This is a genomic window from Bacillus sp. 105MF (assembly GCF_000374885.1).
GTDB lineage: Bacteria > Bacillota > Bacilli > Bacillales > Bacillaceae_G > Bacillus_A > Bacillus_A pseudomycoides.
On the sequence record NZ_KB895569.1, the window covers coordinates 1 to 19,925 of the forward strand.

The 19,925-nt window shown below is 37.4% G+C and carries 26 protein-coding genes and 1 riboswitch; of the genes, 3 read left to right on the plus strand and 23 right to left on the minus strand.

The features are described from left to right. The 12 genes from C564_RS31795 to C564_RS0108375 form a co-directional block, all read right to left on the minus strand. The coding region (locus tag C564_RS31795; protein ID WP_231382308.1) for a thiol-activated cytolysin family protein at nt 1–275 on the minus strand (275 nt) is incomplete at its 3' end. Nucleotides 276–671: 396 nt separating this feature from the next. Further along, nucleotides 672–2,069, minus strand: a complete 1,398-nt coding sequence (sufB, locus tag C564_RS0108325; RefSeq protein WP_003201740.1) for a Fe-S cluster assembly protein SufB — start codon at nt 2,067–2,069, stop codon at nt 672–674. Nucleotides 2,070–2,117: 48 nt separating this feature from the next. Then, nucleotides 2,118–2,549 carry a Fe-S cluster assembly sulfur transfer protein SufU gene (gene sufU, locus C564_RS0108330; RefSeq protein ID WP_018764999.1) on the minus strand — a complete coding sequence of 144 codons (432 nt, stop codon included), beginning with the start codon at nt 2,547–2,549 and terminating at the stop codon, nt 2,118–2,120. Further along, nucleotides 2,539–3,759: a cysteine desulfurase SufS gene (sufS, locus tag C564_RS0108335; RefSeq protein WP_003201736.1), complete on the minus strand. Its 1,221-nt coding sequence runs from the start codon at nt 3,757–3,759 to the stop codon at nt 2,539–2,541. Before sufS ends, sufU begins: the two co-directional genes overlap by 11 nt. After that, a complete protein-coding gene (gene sufD / locus C564_RS0108340; protein WP_003208989.1) occupies nt 3,759–5,051 on the minus strand; it encodes a Fe-S cluster assembly protein SufD in 1,293 nt (430 codons plus the stop codon). The genes sufS and sufD overlap by 1 nt, the downstream gene beginning before the upstream one ends. Before the next feature lie 15 nt (nt 5,052–5,066). Beyond that, on the minus strand, nt 5,067–5,852 hold the full coding sequence (sufC, locus tag C564_RS0108345) for a Fe-S cluster assembly ATPase SufC (RefSeq protein WP_000929159.1): 786 nt from the start codon (nt 5,850–5,852) through the stop codon (nt 5,067–5,069). Between the two features lie 235 nt (nt 5,853–6,087). Further along, nucleotides 6,088–6,897, minus strand: coding sequence for a methionine ABC transporter substrate-binding lipoprotein MetQ (gene metQ, locus C564_RS0108350; RefSeq protein ID WP_018765000.1), 810 nt, complete (start codon nt 6,895–6,897; stop codon nt 6,088–6,090). Nucleotides 6,898–6,976: 79 nt separating this feature from the next. Then, nucleotides 6,977–7,642: a methionine ABC transporter permease gene (locus tag C564_RS0108355; RefSeq protein WP_018765001.1), complete on the minus strand. Its 666-nt coding sequence runs from the start codon at nt 7,640–7,642 to the stop codon at nt 6,977–6,979. Beyond that, nucleotides 7,635–8,660, minus strand: coding sequence for a methionine ABC transporter ATP-binding protein (locus C564_RS0108360; protein WP_018765002.1), 1,026 nt, complete (start codon nt 8,658–8,660; stop codon nt 7,635–7,637). Before C564_RS0108360 ends, C564_RS0108355 begins: the two co-directional genes overlap by 8 nt. Before the next feature lie 265 nt (nt 8,661–8,925). Further along, a riboswitch (SAM riboswitch) is annotated at nt 8,926–9,035 on the minus strand. A 125-nt stretch (nt 9,036–9,160) separates the two neighbouring features. Beyond that, nucleotides 9,161–9,505, minus strand: a complete 345-nt coding sequence (locus C564_RS0108365; RefSeq protein ID WP_018765003.1) for a hypothetical protein — start codon at nt 9,503–9,505, stop codon at nt 9,161–9,163. A 152-nt stretch (nt 9,506–9,657) separates the two neighbouring features. Continuing rightward, nucleotides 9,658–9,966, minus strand: a complete 309-nt coding sequence (locus C564_RS0108370) for a thioredoxin family protein (protein WP_003201723.1) — start codon at nt 9,964–9,966, stop codon at nt 9,658–9,660. A gap of 3 nt (nt 9,967–9,969) precedes the next feature. Further along, entirely contained in the window at nt 9,970–10,314 is a 345-nt protein-coding gene (locus C564_RS0108375) for a toprim domain-containing protein (RefSeq protein ID WP_000263236.1), read from the minus strand. Nucleotides 10,315–10,467: 153 nt separating this feature from the next. Between C564_RS0108375 and C564_RS0108380 the strand changes: the two genes are divergently transcribed. Continuing rightward, nucleotides 10,468–10,722, plus strand: a complete 255-nt coding sequence (locus C564_RS0108380) for a hypothetical protein (protein ID WP_003201718.1) — start codon at nt 10,468–10,470, stop codon at nt 10,720–10,722. 41 nt (nt 10,723–10,763) lie between these two features. On the opposite strand, the gene gcvH is transcribed toward C564_RS0108380, so the two are convergent. The 3 genes from gcvH to C564_RS0108395 all read right to left on the minus strand — a co-directional run bounded on the left by gcvH (nt 10,764) and on the right by C564_RS0108395 (nt 12,367). Beyond that, nucleotides 10,764–11,147, minus strand: coding sequence for a glycine cleavage system protein GcvH (gcvH, locus tag C564_RS0108385; RefSeq protein WP_003201716.1), 384 nt, complete (start codon nt 11,145–11,147; stop codon nt 10,764–10,766). A gap of 41 nt (nt 11,148–11,188) precedes the next feature. Continuing rightward, nucleotides 11,189–11,554 (minus strand): arsenate reductase family protein, encoded by a 366-nt coding sequence (locus tag C564_RS0108390; RefSeq protein WP_018765005.1) that lies wholly within the window; start codon nt 11,552–11,554, stop codon nt 11,189–11,191. 279 nt (nt 11,555–11,833) lie between these two features. Next, complete coding sequence (locus C564_RS0108395) at nt 11,834–12,367, minus strand: hypothetical protein (RefSeq protein ID WP_018765006.1); 534 nt, start codon at nt 12,365–12,367, stop codon at nt 11,834–11,836. 141 nt (nt 12,368–12,508) lie between these two features. Here C564_RS0108395 and C564_RS0108400 point away from each other — a divergent pair, with 141 nt between their 5' ends. Next, on the plus strand, nt 12,509–13,162 hold the full coding sequence (locus tag C564_RS0108400; RefSeq protein WP_003201709.1) for a phosphatase PAP2 family protein: 654 nt from the start codon (nt 12,509–12,511) through the stop codon (nt 13,160–13,162). Nucleotides 13,163–13,229: 67 nt separating this feature from the next. Here the strand turns inward: C564_RS0108400 and C564_RS0108405 are convergent, their stop codons facing one another. From C564_RS0108405 to C564_RS0108435, 7 genes are all read right to left on the minus strand, one after another. Then, the gene (locus tag C564_RS0108405) at nt 13,230–14,243 is read right to left on the minus strand and encodes a PTS transporter subunit IIC (protein ID WP_018765007.1); all 1,014 of its coding nucleotides are present in this window, start codon (nt 14,241–14,243) and stop codon (nt 13,230–13,232) included. A gap of 20 nt (nt 14,244–14,263) precedes the next feature. Beyond that, complete coding sequence (locus tag C564_RS0108410) at nt 14,264–15,214, minus strand: L-lactate dehydrogenase (RefSeq protein WP_018765008.1); 951 nt, start codon at nt 15,212–15,214, stop codon at nt 14,264–14,266. Between the two features lie 251 nt (nt 15,215–15,465). Continuing rightward, the gene (locus tag C564_RS0108415) at nt 15,466–15,714 is read right to left on the minus strand and encodes a spore coat protein (RefSeq protein ID WP_003201703.1); all 249 of its coding nucleotides are present in this window, start codon (nt 15,712–15,714) and stop codon (nt 15,466–15,468) included. Between the two features lie 13 nt (nt 15,715–15,727). Beyond that, on the minus strand, nt 15,728–15,913 hold the full coding sequence (locus C564_RS0108420) for a hypothetical protein (RefSeq protein WP_006096499.1): 186 nt from the start codon (nt 15,911–15,913) through the stop codon (nt 15,728–15,730). A 195-nt stretch (nt 15,914–16,108) separates the two neighbouring features. Then, a complete protein-coding gene (locus C564_RS0108425) occupies nt 16,109–16,825 on the minus strand; it encodes an MBL fold metallo-hydrolase (RefSeq protein WP_003201700.1) in 717 nt (238 codons plus the stop codon). A gap of 75 nt (nt 16,826–16,900) precedes the next feature. Then, entirely contained in the window at nt 16,901–17,188 is a 288-nt protein-coding gene (locus tag C564_RS0108430; protein WP_018765009.1) for a hypothetical protein, read from the minus strand. Then, the gene (locus C564_RS0108435; protein ID WP_018765010.1) at nt 17,185–17,412 is read right to left on the minus strand and encodes a helix-turn-helix transcriptional regulator; all 228 of its coding nucleotides are present in this window, start codon (nt 17,410–17,412) and stop codon (nt 17,185–17,187) included. Before C564_RS0108435 ends, C564_RS0108430 begins: the two co-directional genes overlap by 4 nt. Nucleotides 17,413–17,585: 173 nt before the next feature. Here C564_RS0108435 and C564_RS0108440 point away from each other — a divergent pair, with 173 nt between their 5' ends. Then, nucleotides 17,586–18,032 (plus strand): hypothetical protein, encoded by a 447-nt coding sequence (locus tag C564_RS0108440; RefSeq protein ID WP_003201694.1) that lies wholly within the window; start codon nt 17,586–17,588, stop codon nt 18,030–18,032. A gap of 92 nt (nt 18,033–18,124) precedes the next feature. Here C564_RS0108440 and C564_RS0108445 read toward each other — a convergent pair whose 3' ends face one another. Further along, nucleotides 18,125–19,909: an acyl-CoA dehydrogenase family protein gene (locus C564_RS0108445; RefSeq protein WP_018765011.1), complete on the minus strand. Its 1,785-nt coding sequence runs from the start codon at nt 19,907–19,909 to the stop codon at nt 18,125–18,127. Nucleotides 19,910–19,925: the final 16 nt, after the last annotated feature.

Consider the following 19,925-nt stretch of genomic DNA (forward strand, 5'->3'; position numbering starts at 1 on the left):
TCAACTACTACAAATTTACCATTTGAATTTGTACTTTCTTTCGGAACAAAACTCTCTACTTTATCACCATTTACTGCTAAAACCTCTTGATTATTATACTTAAGATTTGCTATGCCAGTATCAATGTTAATAGCTTTTTTTGTTGCATCAGCTGCATTACTTGTTTTTGTTTCAGCGAAGGAAATAGAAGAATAATTAATAGTGCATAAGCCAATTGATAAACATGCTAGTAATTTTATTCCTTTAATATTTTTTGTAATTTTCAAAAAACTCAACTCCTTTTTTAGAATAATTTTGTTACATCAGCTAAATTACTTGTTTATGTTTCAGCGAAGGAAATAAACGAATAATTAATAGTACATAAACCAACTAATAAACACACTAGTAATTTTATTCCTTCAACATGGTTTAGAACTCTTAAAATATTCACCTCCTTTTTTAAAAATTATATCATAAAATCTTAATTTTTGTATATTGATAAAATTTTTTCACTTACTCAAACTAGATAGTTTTTCAGCGGCTTTTCACATGTCCAACATCGTCGCAAGGTCTTTATATCGTGTCAAAGCACCGTTATTTCAAAAATAACACCGATATATCGGGAGAAACGATTGATATATTTTCATCCAATTAAAAAAGCGCCCTGTAAACAGGGCGCTTCTACTTTTAAATTAACCGATACTACCTTCCATCTCAAACTTGATTAGACGGTTCATTTCAACTGCGTATTCCATTGGAAGTTCGCGAGTGAATGGCTCAATGAAGCCCATTACGATCATTTCTGTAGCTTCTTGCTCAGAGATACCGCGGCTCATTAGGTAGAATAATTGTTCTTCTGATACTTTTGATACTTTCGCTTCGTGCTCAAGTGAAACGTGATCGTTTTTGATCTCGTTGTAAGGAATTGTATCAGATGTTGATTGGTTATCCATGATTAACGTATCACATTCGATGTTAGAGCGAGAGTTTGTCGCTTTTGGTCCGAAGTGTACGATACCACGGTACGTTACTTTACCACCATGTTTCGCAATCGATTTAGAAACGATTGTTGAAGATGTGTTTGGTGCTAAGTGAATCATTTTCGCACCAGCATCTTGGTGTTGGCCTTTACCAGCAATCGCGATAGATAATGTTAAACCACGAGCGCCTTCGCCTTTTAAGATAACTGCTGGGTATTTCATCGTTAATTTAGATCCGATGTTACCATCAATCCATTCCATCGTTGCGTTTGCTTCACAAACAGCACGTTTTGTAACTAGGTTGTATACGTTGTTTGCCCAGTTTTGGATTGTAGTGTAACGGCAATATGCATCTTTCTTAATGATGATTTCTACTACCGCACTGTGCAGTGAATTTGTTGTGTAAACAGGAGCTGTACAACCTTCTACGTAGTGTACATGTGCGCCTTCGTCTACAATAATAAGCGTACGCTCGAATTGTCCCATATTTTCAGAGTTAATACGGAAATACGCTTGAAGTGGTGTATCAACTTTGATACCTTTTGGAACGTAGATGAACGATCCACCAGACCAAACTGCAGAGTTTAATGCTGCGAATTTGTTGTCAGTTGGTGGGATTACTTTTCCGAAATGCTCACGGAAAATATCTTCGTTCTCTTTTAATGCGCTATCTGTATCTTTGAAGACGATTCCTAGAGCTTCTAGGTCCTCTTTCATGTTGTGGTATACAACTTCAGATTCGTACTGTGCAGATACACCAGCTAAATATTTTTGCTCAGCTTCTGGAATACCTAATTTATCAAATGTCGCTTTAATTTCATCAGGTACTTCATCCCAAGACTTCTCAGATTTCTCAGATGGTTTTACGTAGTACGTAATTTCATCGAAATCTAAGTCGTTTAAGTCGCCGCCCCATTGTGGCATTGGCATTTCGTAGAATTTATCCAGTGATTTTAAACGGAAGTCTAACATCCACTGTGGTTCTTCTTTCATACGTGAAATCTCTTCAACGATTTCTTTTGTTAAGCCGCGTCCTGCACGGAAAATCGAAACGTCTTTATCCTTGAAACCATATTTATAATCGCCGATATCTGGCAGTTTCTTCGCCATGTTGGTATGTCCCTCCTTAGATAACCTCGTGTTTAGGAACCTGTAACATTACTTATCTTCGTTTAAGCCTTTTTCTAACGCTTTCCAAGCTAATGTTGCACATTTAATACGTGCTGGAAACTTGCATACGCCTTGTAATGCTTCAATATCTCCTAAATCTACGCTGTCATCATACTCTTTTCCTAGCATCATGTCAGAGAAAATTTTAGAAAGCTTAAGTGCCCCTTCAATCTTCTTTCCTTTTACTGCTTGCGTCATCATCGAAGCTGAAGACATGGAGATGGAACAACCTTCTCCTTCAAACTTCGCCTCTTTCACAATTCCATCTTCTACTTTCATCGTAAGTTGAATACGATCGCCGCAAGTTGGATTGTTTAAGTTAACTGTAACACTATCTTCTAACACGCCATGGTTACGAGGATTCTTATAATGATCCATAATAACTTGACGATATAACGTATCTAAATTATTAAAAGACATTTGTGAAATACTCCTTTGTTTTCGTTAGCGCTTCAACAAATGTATCAATTTCTTCTTTTGTATTATATAAATAGAAGCTTGCACGTGCTGTAGAAGAAGCTTTTAACCACTTCATAAGCGGCTGTGCACAGTGGTGTCCTGCGCGAACCGCAATGCCTTCTACATCTAATACTGTTGCTACATCATGCGGATGTACTTCATCAATATTAAATGTAACAAGACCAGCGCGATGCTTTGGTCCATAAATTGTAACGCCATCTACTTCTGATAGTCTTTCTAAAGCGTACTGCGCTAATTCATGTTCATGCTTTTCAATATTATCAAGACCGATTTCTTCTAGGAAATCAATTGCCGCTCCAAGTCCGATCGCATTACCGATAATCGGTGTACCTGCTTCAAACTTCCACGGAAGCTCTTTCCACGTAGAATCTTGTAAGTCTACGAAATCAATCATTTCGCCGCCAAATTCAATTGGCTCCATATTGTCTAGCAATTCTTTCTTACCATATAATACGCCGACACCTGTAGGCCCGCACATTTTATGAGCGGATAATGCGTAGAAATCACAGTTTAAATCTTGTACATCCACTTTCATATGAGGTGTACTTTGTGCACCGTCAACGACCATGATTGCACCATTTTGATGAGCGATTTCTGCGATTTCTTTTACAGGGTTAATCGTTCCAAGTACGTTAGACACATACATAATAGAAACGATTTTTGTATTCTGTGTAATTGTTTGACGTGCATCTTCTAATGAGATTGTTCCGTCTGGCTGAAGCGGAAGATATTTTAAAGTTGCGCCTGTTTTCTTCGCAACTTGTTGCCACGGAATAATATTACTATGATGCTCCATGTAAGAGATGACGATTTCATCGCCCTCTTTTACATTTTCACGGCCATAGCTTGCTGCTACTGTATTTAATGCAGTTGTTGTTCCTCGCGTGAAAATAACTTCTTCCATTGATTTCGCGTTAATAAACTTGCGAACCTTCTCACGTGCACCTTCATACGCATCGGTAGCTTTCGTACCGAGCGTATGAACACCGCGATGCACGTTAGAATTGTATTCTTTATAGTAACGTTCTAACGTTTCAATGACTTGAATTGGCTTTTGAGAAGTTGCTGCACTATCGAAATAAACAAGTTGTTTGCCGTTCACTTTTTGATCAAGAATTGGAAACTGTTTGCGTATTTCATGAATATCCATTAGCGAACTTTCCTTTCAATTACCTCAACAAGCTGTGCTTTTACTCCTTCAATTGGAAGCTCATTCACTACAGGTGCTAAGAATCCATGGATGACTAAACGTTCTGCTTCTTTCTTCGGAATACCACGACTCATTAAGTAGTATAGTTGTACTGGATCTACGCGGCCTACAGAAGCTGCGTGACCTGCCATTACATCGTCTTCGTCAATTAGAAGAATTGGGTTTGCATCGCCGCGAGCTTTCTCATTTAACATAAGAACGCGAGAAGATTGTTGTGCATTTGATTTAGATGCACCGTGTTCAATTTTACCAATTCCGTTAAAGATAGATGTTGCGCTATCTGTTTGTACACCGTGTTTTAAAATGAATCCTTCAGAGTGTTTACCGAAGTGAACAACTTTAGTTGTAAAGTTTTGTGTTTGGTTACCACGGCCAATTGTTACTGTTTTTGTATCAGCAAATGATCCGTCGCCCATTAAGTTCGTTACATTCTCTGAAATTGTATTTCCGTCATTCATAAGACCTAATGCCCACTCAATACGGCCGTCACGTCCTACAACGCCGCGGCGGTTTACGTAAGTTGTTACATCTTTCGCTAATAGATCAACTGCACCAAATTTCACTTGTGCACCTTGTTCTACGATTACTTCTGCCACGATGTTTGCAATACCTGTAACAGTTTCATTTGCTACGTAGTTTTCTACATATGTTGCAGAACTGTTCGCGTCAGCTACAAATAATACATGGTTATATACATTTGCTTCTTCGCCGTCTACTAAGAATACAGCTTGAAGTGGTGTTTCAAGAACAACGTTTTTCGGAACATATACAAATGCACCGCCGTTGATTAATGCTGCATGAAGTGCTGTTAAACGATGCTCATCCACTTTCACGCCGTCTTTCATTAAATACTTTTGTATTAATTCAGCATGCTCAGTTGCAGCTGTTACGATATCTGTGAAAATAACACCTTTTTCTTTTGCTTCATCAGCTAAAGAAACAAATGCAGTTGTACCTGTACGTTGTACTAGTACGCTGTTATTTTCATCGATTAAATTTTTCACTGCTTCTGGAAGTTCCGTTAAAGAACTTACAGGCTCTTGCTTAGCAGTGTGGCCTTTTCCGATAAAGTCCCATTTATCGATTTTTGTTTTATCAGGCGTTGGCATTGGAAGTTCAGTTGCTTGTGCAAGAGCTTGTAAGCGGAACTCAGTCAACCAAGCAGCTTCGTTTACTTCGCTTGCGCGCTGACGGATTGTTTCTTGATCGAAAGGTAATGTACCGATTGTCATATTTATGCTCCTCTCTTACGCTTCTTGCTCTGCTGTTTCGTCTTCAATACCTAATTCTTTTTTGATCCAGTCGTAACCTTCAGCTTCTAGACGTTGTGCAAGCTCAGGGCCACCAGATTTAACGATGCGACCGTTCATCATAACGTGAACGAAGTCTGGAGTAATGTAGTTTAATAAACGTTGGTAATGCGTAATCATTAGGCAGCCGAACTCTTCGCCGCGCATTTCGTTAATACCTTTAGATACAACTTTTAATGCATCGATATCAAGACCAGAGTCGATTTCGTCTAAGATTGCGATTTTTGGCTCAATCATCATTAATTGAAGAATTTCGTTACGTTTTTTCTCACCGCCAGAGAAACCTTCGTTTAAGTAACGTTGTGCCATTTCTGGATCCATTTCTAGGAATTCCATGTTTTTATCTAATGTACGGATAAATTTCATAAGAGAAATTTCATCGCCTTCCTCGCGTCGTGCATTAATTGCAGAACGTAAGAAGTCAGCGTTTGTTACTCCACTAATTTCACTTGGATATTGCATTGCTAGGAATAGACCTGCTTGTGCGCGCTCATCTACTTCCATTTCTAATACATCTTCACCGTCGATGATGATGCTTCCTTCTGTTACTTCATATTTTGGGTGACCCATAATTGCAGAAGATAAAGTTGATTTACCTGTTCCATTAGGTCCCATAATTGCGTGGATTTCTCCACCTTTTACTTCAAGGTTTACACCTTTTAAAATTTCTTTACCATCGATTGATACATGTAAGTCTTTAACCGTTAATGTAGAACCAGCCATCTCAATACCTCCATTAATCCTCTATATACATTTTAAAAATTCCTAAAACATTCACATTCTCATTTTATTCTCATTCTCATTTTATATCAAATAAAATGTTATCGCAAACGCTGAGAAAATGTAACAATTTTTTCACAAATGTATATAAGTACTTCCCTCACATCCTCTTATGATACACTTTTCTTCTTATATATAAAGAAAAAAGGGCTAGAAATTTCCTAGCCCTTTCCTACGCCTATTCACTTACTGGAAGTACAGCGCCCTTATATTCTTTCTTAATAAAATCTTGAATTTCTTTTGAGTGTAACACTTCTACAAGCTCTTTAATTTCTTTTCTATTTTCGTCACCTTTACGAACCGCAATAATATTTGCATAAGGAGACTCTGATCCTTCAAGAGCAATTGCATCTTTTGTTGGGTTTAATTTTGCATCAATTGCATAGTTTGAGTTAATGAATAATGCGTCACCTTCGTTGTTCTCATATAATTTTGGTGTAAGACCTGGCTCCACATCTGTTTTAAACTTCAAGTTTTTCGGATTTTCCACAATATCTTTTTCTGTCGCTTTGACGATATCTACGCCATCTTTCAGTTTAATAACGCCGCCTTTTTGCAGAAGTCCTAACATACGTCCACGCTCTGATACGTTATTACTCATAATCACTGTTCCGCCGTTTGGAAGATCTTTTAAGTTTTTATATTTCTTTGAGTAAATCCCCATCGGCTCTAAATGAATTTTCCCTGCGTTTACAAATTTGTATCCTTTTTCTTGAATCTCTTTATCTAAATACGGAATATGTTGGAAATAGTTTGCATCAAGATCTTTATCAGCTAGTGCTTTATTTGGCAATACGTAATCTTGGAATGGCTTAATATCTAATTTAATCCCTTTTTTCTCTAAGATTGGTTTCGCTTTTTCTAGAATAACTGCATGCGGTACGTTAGAAGCACCAACTACAAGTTTCTTTTCGTCTTTTCCGCCGCTACAAGCAGCTAATGCAAACACAAATACAGCAAGAAGTGCTGAAAGTAATACCTTTTTCATGTTATGACACCCTTTCTTTTTTTCAATATTCAAAATTAAAAAGCTGTAGGAAGTCTTCGTCTTACACGAAGACTTCTCTTTATCTTTTATCAAGACGCTTCGTGAGCAAGTCACCAAGCATTTGAATGATAAATACAATCACAAGTACAAGAATTGTTGCCATAAGCGTTACATCACTATTATTGCGCTGAAACCCTTCTAAATAAGCAAGTGTACCAAGTCCACCTGCTCCGACCACTCCAGCCATTGCTGTGTAACCGACAAGCGCAATAGCTGTTACCGTAATCCCGGAAACAAGCGCTGGCAAAGATTCTGGTATAAGTACTTTTAAAATAATTGTACTTGTCTTTGCTCCCATCGCCTTTGATGCTTCAATGACACCTTTATCAATTTCACGAAGTGCGATTTCGACCATTCTCGCATAGAACGGTGCTGCCCCAACAATTAATGCTGGTAATGCGGCACTTGCACCTAGAATCGTGTTTAGAAGAAGCTTCGTAAATGGAATAAGTAAAATGATTAAAATAATAAACGGGATCGAACGAAAAATATTTACAAACGCACCAATTACAATATTAACTGGCTTGTTTTCCCAGAGATTATCTTTTCCTGTCAGAAACAGTAGCAATCCCAAAATAAGACCTAAGACAAACGTTGCAAGCGCGGCAACTGCCGTCATGTATAACGTTTCTCCCGTAGCCTCTAGCATTTTGTCCCAATCGACATTTTGAAACAAATTATCCATGTGCAATCACCTCCAGCTCGACTTGCTCTTGTTGAATCGTCGCAATTGCTTTTGCAACCACATCTTCAGCACCATTTAAGTGGACAATTAAACTTCCATACGCCCCGTTTGCCGTTTGTGCAATGTTCCCTTGCAGAATGCTTACTTCCACGCCATCTTGCTTCATGAGTTCCTGCAAGACAGGTCTTTCTACTACTTCACCAATAAATTGCAGCTTTACAACCTTGCCTTCCGGATACTTCTCTACTAAATGTTCAATTGCTTCATCCGCATCTTCAGAATCTGTTATTTGCTTAACAAAACGCTTTGTAATCTCCTGCTGTGGATTACGGAATACATCTAGTACAGGACCAGTCTCCACAATTTTTCCTTTTTCCATTACCGCAACACGATTACAAATTTTTTGAATCACATGCATTTCATGTGTAATCAGTACAATTGTTAATCCAAGACGTTTATTAATATCTAATAGTAAATCTAAAATTTGATCTGTGGTTTCTGGATCAAGTGCTGATGTCGCTTCATCACACAAGAGCACCTTTGGATTATTCGCTAATGCTCTTGCAATCCCAACGCGTTGCTTTTGCCCGCCGCTCAATTGAGATGGATACGCATCACCTCTACCTTCCAATCCAACAAGATGAATCAACTCATCCACACGCTTTCTTCGCTGCACTTTATCTACACCTGCAATTTCAAGTGGAAAAGCGATATTTTCACGTACAGTTCGTGACCACAGTAAGTTAAAATGCTGGAAAATCATTCCGATTTCTTGTCTTGCCTTTCGAAGTTCACTCCCTGTAATTGTGGAAATAACTCGATTAGCTATCGTAATCTGTCCGGAAGTTGGTTTCTCTAATTGATTAAACAATCGAATTAAAGAACTTTTCCCAGCACCACTATATCCGATAACACCAAATATCTCACCTTTCTCTATTTTTAAATTGGCGTTATCCACAGCAGTGACATCACCGCTTTTTGACTTATATATTTTCTTTACGTTCTCTAATAGAATCATGGTGTATCACCCCTTTTTGATTTAAAAAGCGCAAGCGGCTTGCTCAGAACAAGAGGGCGTTGGAACCCCTGACATAGAGGCGCTTTTCACCTCGCAGGAAGGGGTGAAACGACCGAATGTTCTAGCCGCTGGAGCTAGATTTCTTAAAACGCATAAGCGGCTCTTTTTATTATTCGAACGTCCTCCTCATTCAAACAACAAAAAAACCTTTCTGCCTCTAGAATGAGCAGAAAGGTTTATATGCGTATATCAACATTATCCCTTCCTCTCATCTCTCAAAGCATTTGCTTTGCAGGAATTGGCACCATTTCAACATAAAAGTTGACGGTTGCCGGGTTTCATAGGGCTCAGTCCCTCCACCTCTCTTGATAAGAGAAATCAGATTCAATTTTCGTCTGATTTGAATTTTATGAAATTGTCTATATTTTATGAATTGAATTCTATCAATATACACCCACTATGTCAACAGGAATTTTCACAAAAAACGAAACTTCGGAATATTAAGCACCTACCGGCATTGGTTTACATATATGAAACACTGATTCAAATAATAGCATCGTGCGATACGTTCCAGAATAGTGTACACGCCCATTATTAATTAAAGTTTGTAACCGAATATTCCCAGTAACTAATCGCTGTAGGTCTTCCTCCCCAAAACAAACAATTTGTTCTGTTCCCTCGGTTCCTTTCAAAATTTGTATATACTCTCTTGAGATTTGAAGTGAATAACACTCACCTCCCAAACGGATATTAATTATTTTTTCTCCTTGCCGTAGAAGTGGCTCTAAATGATATTGGCTATTGGCATACGTTACAAATGATTGAAGCAACGAATATAATCCCATTCTAATCACATCCTTCATATCACTTTCTACTAAATACCATTCCATCTTCTTAAAGGGCAATCCTGTTACTTTCTCTCGACAAATAACGTATCACTTCTATCTTTCAGGCATATTTCCCAAGAAATATGTCGAGGCGGCAAAAACATTGCCGCCTACTGTAATTCCGTATATAAATATTCAACTGAATGAAATGCATATATTTTCTTCATAAGTGTTCCCCGCTCAAATACGAGTAAACAAGGTACACTTTCTACCTCATATTCTCGCGCTAAATGCGGAGCGTAATTTAAATCTAGCATTCCTATTTCCAAATTAGATATAGTAGCTTCTACAACTGTTAACATCTTCTTTGCTAATTGGCATGTTCCACACATCGGTGTATATACATATAACACTGTTTTTTCTTGGTCTGCTATTAAAGCTGTAGCTTCAGCACCTGTCCAGTCAATCACTTCTATCATTCCTTACCGTAAATATTCTGTATAAACGTCAATGTCAGCTCCCCATAATACGTTCGCTAAATGATTAGAAGGAGCAGTTGCCACTTCACGATACGAACGATCAATGTAAATATGCTCAGCTTGCGGAAATTCTTTACGAAATTGTTTTCTGAGCTTTTCACCTGCAGCATCAGCATCCACTAGCACATATACTTCTTTATCAAAAAACTGATCAATGAGTTCATCCATTTTCGACAAACCAATTGTACCATTTGTACAAACAATTTCCACTGGTTCGCGAATAATAGATTCAATCTTTCTTCTATCTGATTTTCCTTCGACAATAATGACTTTCTCTACATAGACCATATGTCATCACCCGATCACCATATACTATAAAACAACCTTACTTTAGTATATAGTATATTCGTTCTTTTCATGTTGTTTCCTGTTTATTTTTGTGAAACTGTTTAGCCCTGTTGGCTAAGGCTCTTTCGCACAGAAGGCGTTTTTTGTCTTCTTGTGCGGAAGGTTCTTAGACATGAAGGGCTAGGAGGCGGAGCTGGACAAAGAAAAGTGGAAGCGGCTCGCTCAGAACAGAAGGACGTTGGAATTCCTGACGTAAAGACGCTTTTTTGCCTCGCAGGAAGAAGGGAATCCACCGAGCATCCTTACCGCTGGAGCTGGATTAAAAGAAAAGCGCAGGTGGCTCGCTCAGAATGTGAGGGGGATGGAGCTTCTAGCACAGAAGGTGTCCTTTTACGCAATGAAAAATAAAAAGGACAGCACATAGGCTGTCCTTTTTATCTCAACTAAAATTAGTCTTGGTTTGTCATTTCTGCGTATTGTTCTGCAGATAATAACTTCTCTACTTCACTTGCATCAGAAAGTTCAATCTTAACCATCCATGCACCTTCGTACGGAGATTCGTTAACAAGTTCTGGTTGGTCGCTTAATTCTTCGTTTACTGCCACAACTTTACCACTTACAGGTGCGTATAATTCAGAAACTGTTTTAACAGATTCTACGCTTCCGAATGGCTCATCAGCTTCAAGTGTCGCACCTACTTCAGGAAGTTCAACGAATACGATATCGCCTAACTCACTTTGTGCAAAATGAGTAATACCGATAACAACTTCGTTGCCTTCAGTTTTTACCCATTCGTGTTCTTCAGAGTAACGTAAATGATTTGGAATGCTCATGACTGTACCTCCAGTGAATGTATTAATTATGTAAAAATACCTTATTGGTACTTTTTCCACACACTTCCAAACTGCTCTTCGTTAAAACCAAGTGTTACATTCGTGCCATCTGTTACGATTGGACGTTTAATCAACATGCCATCAGATACTAATAGCTCAAACATTTCGTCTTCACTTGCATCTTTTAACTTATCTTTTAAGCCAAGTTCACGGTAACGCATTCCACTTGTATTAAAGAATTTTTTTAATGGCAATTCACTTTTCGCATGTAAATTACGCAAATCTTCTTTTGATGGTGGATTTTCAACAATATGAATCATTTCATATGCTACATCGTTTGCCTCAAACCATTTTTTTGCTTTTTGACATGTGCCACACTTTGGATATGAATAAAATGTTACTGCCATAAATTCACCTACTTTTTACTAACCTTTACCTTTATCATATAGAAAACGTTTTATTATTTCAAACGATTCTTCTCCAAACTTTAACTTATTTCGCGACAATTTTCTTTTATCCTGCAAATTTTCCTTATTTTCCGCCATTTAAAGAAAAATAATATATAAAAAAATAAATATAAAAATTTCCCCTCTTCATTCATTATGTATCATTTAGACCGAACATACATCTTAAACAAACGTTTATTTAAATAACTAAAAAATAAAAAGCCCCTAGTCCGGAGCTTCTCAATGCCTGCTCAAATAATCTGCAATCGTTTGAAATACGTATATATACATATTATGAATACTTTGCTCCGAAATCGTATCATTGTATAAACCAGTGCCCCAATACTGCCCTTCACTACTTCCTAGATTTACAAATCCTTGTGTATACATCATTGCTTTATCTGTTGGTGCATTGTTATAATCCAAATCTTTTTCTATAAAAATCAAATATGGCTTATCCTTTAAACCGATAAAAAACACTGGCTTTTTTAACCCTAAAAATAGCTCTGTATATTTTTCTTCTGATGCTTCTTGAAAATATTCTTTCATAACGAGAAATCCGTCGACTTTCTCTGATTTCTCTTTTATCTGATCTAAATGCACCTTCACAAACTTTATGTTTCTAAATGTATCCTTTGGCGCCTCACCGATAACTCCAATTACAAGCGCTCTCCCGCTATACTCTAAAGCAGATGGCACATCCTTATTCTTTGCACATCCAGCTCCCACGAGACATAACAATATAAGAACCAACAAAATAAGCAAACGTTTCATATCTCATCCTCCCATTAAAAGTCAAGTGACAAAAATGTAAGGTTAATGCAAAAAAATGTAAGTAAAATCAATAGCCCATTTTGATTTTCTATATTATAATCAACTGGATTTACTTACATTACTAAACACTAGGAGATAGTCATGAAAAAATATAAACTTTCATCTTTTCTTCCATTAAGTTATATACTTCTACTCGTACTCGTAAGTCCCCTTTACGATGTACTGAATAAATCTGGTGTTCATGCTGTTGATGTTACAACAGTAGTTGATGATTGGATTCCATTTGTGAAGGCATTTATTATTCCGTATTTAATTTGGTTCCCATACTTATACGGCGCACTCATTTATTATTGCTTTAAAGATCGAAAACAATATTATGTAACATTAAGCAGCGTTATCCTAGGAAAGCTTACGTGCTTTTCGATTTACTACTTTTGGCAAACAACCGTACCACGTCCAACAGTAGTAGGGACAGATGTATTTTCTGACTTAGTTCGCTATATTTATAGCATTGATCAACCTGTAAACTGTTTTCCTAGCATCCACGTTCTCACAACATTTGTAATTATGTTAGCTGCTTATAAGCGAAGAGAGCAGCATAGATGGGAATATTTGATCCTTACTTTCTTTGGTACACTCATTGTTTTATCAACGCTATTTACAAAGCAGCATGCCTTCTTAGATGCCGTTTCCGGTATGGCAGTTGCGAGTACACTATACTTCGGTGTGCAGCTTTTACTAGTAAACCGAAAAGACACGATTACAATTCCTGCGAGACAAACCTATAAAATGTAAACAAAAAAGCAGACTGTGGCTTCTTCAGTCTGCTTTTATCTATATAAAGGAGATTTTCAATTGTAACTTAAGATTGTGGCACAGTCATATCGCCAGAATGAATACGGCCGGCTTTTTTTAACGCGCTGTAAAGTATATAAGAAACAGCTACTGGGATTACGATATAAGTGATGACCATTGCTGGTACAACACCGAATCCTTGGCTGGAAATTAAGTTAATTGGTGCAATAAGAGAGCTTAATCCAAGACCTGCAATTTCTTTACCTGCTTCCAAGTGGAAAATCAGTGCAGAAACAGGACCCACAATGGCGCTAGCAACGACAGTTGGGACGAGAATCATTGGATTTTTAGTAATGTTTGGCAACTGTACTTTCGGAGTACAAAGTGCTTGTGCTAAAATACCACCTAAATTGTTTTCTTTTGCGGAGATAACAGCGAATCCGATAAATTGAGCGACACATCCTGCAAGTGCTGCGCCGCCTGCAACACCGTCTAGGCTAAGTGCAATTGCTAGAGCTGCTGATGAAGCTGGAGAGATAAGTAATAGCCCCCAAACAACCGCAAGCACGATCGAAGCAATAAATGGGCTACCAGCTGAGCTGTCTTTAATAAATGCGCCAACTGTATTTAATACAGGACTAATATTTTGAGATAACCAAATACCAACTATACCAGACCCTAATATTGCTGCAAATGGAACGAGCATCATATCTAAAGCAGTTTTTCCGCTTAATCTTTTACCGATATAAACCGCTAGAGTTGCTGTTAATAACGCACCAATTGGTTCACCAGTTTTAATAATTAAGCCGGCTTCAGTCATCGAAATCGACCCTGCTCCAATCGCTCCGGCAACCATCGCTGAGAAAATGACAAGTCCGTTTGCCCCAAGCATGAAAGCAATCCCTGCTCCAATTGCTGGTGCCATCAGTGATTTCGCAACAACTCCAATTGTAATTAACATCGGAATATCAACAATTCTTCCTATGTTTTCGATAAGTAAACCAATTCCAAGGGATACGAAAATACCTTGTGCAATTCCGGCAGAACCTTTAAATACACGAGACATTATATATTCCTTCATCTATTTCACCTTCTCCTAGTTTAGTAACCAATTGTTTTCATATAGTCACGTAAAACATCATTTGATTGTGCAAATCGGTCTTCTTCAGCTTCTGTTAAGTTTAGTTCTACAACTTCTTTTACACCATCTCTTGTAATAATTGCTGGTACACCTGTACAAATATTATATTCGCCATATTCACCATCTAAAATTGCTGAAACAGCAATCACGCGGTGATCATCATTAAAGATAGAACTTGCAATATAAGCGAGTGAGTTACCAATTCCATAATAAGTAGTACCCTTACGTTTATAAATTTCCCAACCAGCTTTAGCAGTTTTCTCAACAATTTCATCTAAATCGATTTCACCGAAACGTTCTTTTTGCTCTTCTAAAATTTGCAAAATTGGTTTTCCACCAACTGTTACGTGAGACCAAGCAACCATTTGTGAATCACCATGCTCACCTAATGAGTAACCATGGATGCTACGAGGGTCTACTTCAAGCATTTCAGATAAAATTGTTCTTAAGCGTGAAGAGTCTAATGATGTACCTGTACCAAGCACACGATTTCTTGGTAAACCAGATAACTTCCAAACTTGATAAGTAATAATATCAACTGGATTCGATGCAATTAAGAAGATACCGTCAAATCCGCTTTCCATTACACCTGCTACAACACTTTCCATAACTTTCGCGCTTGCTCCTAAAGTATCCAAACGACTTTGTCCTGGTTTTGGAGCTGGACCCGCTGTAATAATAACAATGTCCATATCTTTGCAGTCCTCATAATCGCCTGCATACACTTTTGTTCTTGTATTTGTAAAGTTAATGCAGTGTGATAAATCCATCGCTTCTCCAACTGCACGTTCATGATTTATATCAATTAATACCAACTCTTCACAGATACCTTGATTCACAATTGAATACCCACAGCTTGATCCAACTAATCCAGTACCAATAATTGCGATTTTTCTTGTGTTTCTATTCATAAGAACCTCTCCTATGTAATCATGTAATGTTTTTGTTCTTTACACTCTTCATTATAGAGATTCTCACTATAGAAACCATGGATACTTTGTGAAACATTGAACAAAGTTTGTGTATATTTTGTGAAACACTCTACTCTGTTTTCGTCATATTTGTTACAACTGGAAAAATGTTTTATACATCTTTATTGACATATATATAAATAAAAAAGCGAGTGAATTATCATCTGATATTCACTCGCTTTTTTTATTCATTACTGTGCGCTTAATTGACTTTTCAGCTGCTGAACAACCGTTGGATTCGCAGGAGCAGCTGGCTTATAATGTCCTTTTTGTAATGCATATTTATATACATTACGTTGTCTCATTTCATCCTGATTTCGAATGTGAATCAGCGTTTGATGTAACTGTTCGTTATTTGACTCTGCTATGTAATTCGCATAACTAGTCAAACTAGCATTTAATTCCGATAAATAATCGTTAACCATATCTTTTTCATTCATAATCGATACCCTCCTAGCCTAAAAAGGACATTAATTGTTGTTTTGTATTTCTTGCAGCTTGTGCATCTTGTTGTAGCATTTGTTTCAATTGAGGATCTGTACACTGCTGCGCATACTGATCTAGTTTATTTGCAACTGTCGCATGCCCTCCAATAAGATGACGTAAATTTTCAAGCTCAAGCTCTGTTAAGTTTGGCATAATAAAAACCTTCCTTTCTTTAGTCATTCAACATTTAGTATTTATTCTTTTTCGGATTGTATGCATGTAAAGTGAGGGTATAAGATGATGATTCACTAAAAAATAAAAGGTTCATTCTTAGTAAAGAATCCTCTAAATTATTGAGGGACCTTTTCAATTAAAACTCCCCCCACATCACTTCATCTCCCCATTTCTTTACACCTTTCTCGCTAAATTTCGCTCAGCTTCTTCAATCGCTCGTTGCATACGTAACATCGGATCCTCAATCATCTTTCCGTGCCCTGTCGCCAATACAGACGGTTTATATCGTAGCAGTTTCTGAGCGCTCTTTAATGCTGTTTCTGCATGCCACGTTCCAAACACAGGAAACGGAAAGAGCCACTTAATCTGGCCTGCCACCGCAACCCCTCCCCTGGTTTGAAATGCGTCTCCAGCAATCAGTGCATCATTTCTTGTATCCAAAAAGGCCATCGAACCCGGTGTATGTCCTGGTGCCATAATTGCTAAAAGAGAACCAACTTGATTTCCCTCCTGCAGAAGCACATCTGGGATCGTCTGTATTTTTTTAGATACTCCAACTTTTATTGGAACGTTCGCTTCCCCTTGCTGCAATGACATGTCTCCTTCAAGCAAGCGGGAATCTCTTTTTGAAATATGAACAGGAACATCAGGAAGTACCTGCTTCAACGCATCAATTGCACCTACATGATCATCATGTACATGTGTTATAACAATGTTCGTAATTGGTTTTCCGATTGTTCGAGCTGATTCTAAAATCTTCTTTGCACTAAACGACAATGCTGCATCAATTAAAGTTAATCCTTTTTCTTCTTCAACGAAATAGCAATTGATTGGAAATAGATTTGGAAAAAATGCTAATTGATAAATTGTACTTTTATGTACGATTCGCATCTCATTCATCCTTTCTAATCAAACATAACAAAAAGAGCTGTTTACAAATTAATATGTAAAACAGCTCTTTCTCATCTAATATCTTTTTCTCAAAACTAAAATAGATAATGAATAGGAGCATAATACTCCTGCCAATAAACATGCATTTGCTAATTTATACTGTTCATTCGTTAATGAATATAGGTTACCGATTAGAAAAATAATTAAATACGAAAGTAAGAATACAAATAACGAGATTTTTGCAGCATTTCCTGTAATTTGATCCCCTCTCTCATCATTTCCCTCTTTCTTTTCAAAACGTGTTGAATATAACACCCCAATTAACCCTGCGATTGATGCGACCATTCCTATTGCTATTATCATTCCATTTCCCCCTCTATCGTATATTGAAAGACTTCATGAAACTCCTTACCAAGAACATGAGCAATTTCAAAAGCTAAAATAAGAGATGGATTGTATCGATTTGCTTCAATAGAAGCTATTGTTTGCCTACTAACGCCCACGCGATTTGCTAATTCCGTTTGTGACCATCGCTTCTCTGCTCGAAGTGCAATCAGGTTGTTTTGTAACATTCCTCTCTGATTCATAAGCCCTCCATTTCACATTATTTTCTATATATTGATTGTAATTTATTTTTAACATTTTGTAAATTATTTTTAACATTTTCATAATACAAAAATTCGTCAGTTAAAGTAATAGCAATTTAGTACAATAGAAATAAAGTAAAACCGAACTAAAATATCTGTAAAGTAGGTGCTATATGAGTTGGAATACAATCAAAACAAAAGAAAATATTGAAAACCTCCTTCATTTATTTGGAGGCTTTCACGATAGTTGTTTGAAAGAATTATATTTGTGGACAGATAGCTGTGTAGATGAGAATCTTGCTATGGGCATGTCATCTGGTACAAATGTAAGGATACTTTTTCAAAGACAGTATGAAAACCCCTCCGCAATAGAGTTACTCTTTGAAGGTGTTACACAATTTCATTTAACTCCGCCACCTGAAAATCATGATTCAATCATTTTCGGCGCATCTCTTCTATTACAAAACAATTTATTTTATTGGGCAGATGATATCGGCTGGCAACCTAACGAGGTCACACCATATGAAGTAAGCTGGATTTCTGCGAAAAGTGTAAAATGGAGAGATGTCAGTTCGTGGATGGGAGATAAAATGAGATACGGAGTAATTAGTGAAGATTAATTTAAACTGTTATTTTTACTATGCTCGCCGTTCTTTTAACAAAACTAAGAAAAACAGTAGCCACAAACGTGACTACTGTTTTTAATTACTCATTAAACTGTATAACGCTCATCCTCTAACACTTTCGCAGCAATTTCACGTTTCTTCGGAATTACGTTAAGCGGCGTGTGACGTGTGAATTTGCGAAGCGCTGATAACATCATGCGCAGCATATCACCATTTTCAACTGCGATAATTGTTTCTTTCGCATCTGCTTCGATTTGGTTGAACGCTTCTTGGCAGAATACTTCAGTGTACAATACTTTTTGTTTATTCTTTTCAAGACCAGTTGCTTTGATTGCTTTTTCTGTACGAAGAACAGCTGATTCCATTGCGTATAAGTTGCTTACGATATCTGCAATGTTAACAAGAACTTCTTGCTCTTTATCTAATGCTTTACCGTATTTTTGAACAGCTAATCCAGCTACCATTAAGCCGATTTTCTTCGCGTTATTTACTAAATATTTTTGAAGCGCTAATGGCTCATCGCCTACTTCTTCAGGCATCATCATCATTAACTCTTCTTGTAATTTTTGCGCTTTTTGAAGAAGTGGTAATTCACCTTTCATCGCTTTACGTAAGAACGTACCTGGTACGATTAAGCGGTTGATTTCGTTCGTGCCTTCGAAAATACGGTTAATACGAGAATCGCGGTACATTCTTTCAATCTCATACTCTGCCATAAATCCGTAACCACCATGAATTTGCACGCCTTCATCTACTACATAGTCTAATACTTCAGAACCGAATACTTTATTCAACGAGCACTCAATTGCATATTCAGCAATAGAAGCTGCTACAGCCTTACCATCTTTTACTTGCTCTTCTGTTAATGTGCTCATATGGCTTTCAAATAAACCAACTGTACGATATACAGAGCTTTCTGCTGCATAAATTTTCGCTGCCATATTTGCAAGTTTTTCTTGAATTAATGGGAAGCGAGCGATTGGTTGTTTGAACTGTTGACGCTGATTTGCATATTGTGCTGAAATTTCTAACGCACGTTTTGAAGAACCAACTGTACCAACACCTAATTTGTAGCGGCCAATATTTAAAATGTTGAAAGCGATAATATGACCTTTACCAATTTCACCAAGTACATTTTCTTTTGGTACTAATGCATCTTCTAAAATTAATGTACGAGTAGAAGAACATTTGATACCCATTTTCTTTTCTTCAGGGCTTGTAGATACGCCTGGATATTCTTTCTCTACGATAAACGCTGTGAAGTGCTCACCATCAACTTTTGCGTATACAACGAATACATCAGCGAAAGCAGAGTTTGTAATCCATTGTTTTTCACCATTTAACACGTAATGCGTTCCTTCTGCATTTAAGCGTGCTGTTGTTTTCGCACCTAATGCATCAGATCCGGATCCTGGCTCAGTTAATGCGTATGCAGCTAATTTTTCACCTGTTGCAAGTGGCGGTAAATATTGTTTCTTTTGCTCTTCATTACCGAATAAAACGATTGGTAAAGATCCGATACCAACGTGGGCACCGTGTGTAATTGCAAAGCCGCCAGCGCGAGAAAATTTTTCTGCAATTAATGCTGAGCTGATTTTATCAAGACCGATTCCGCCATATTCTTCTGGTACGTCAGCGCCTAATAATCCAAGCTCGCCAGCCTCTTTTAATAAACGAACAGAGCGATCAAACTCATGTTGCTCTAAATATTCAAGCTCTGGTAGAACTTCATTTACGATAAAGTCCTCTGTCGTTTTCGCTATCATTTTATGCTCATCGCTATAATCTTCCGGTGTAAATACTTGATCAATCGTAATCTCATCAACTAAAAAGCTACCGCCTTTAACTGCATTTCCCACTGTTTTTTCCATGAAAATTTCCTCCTTC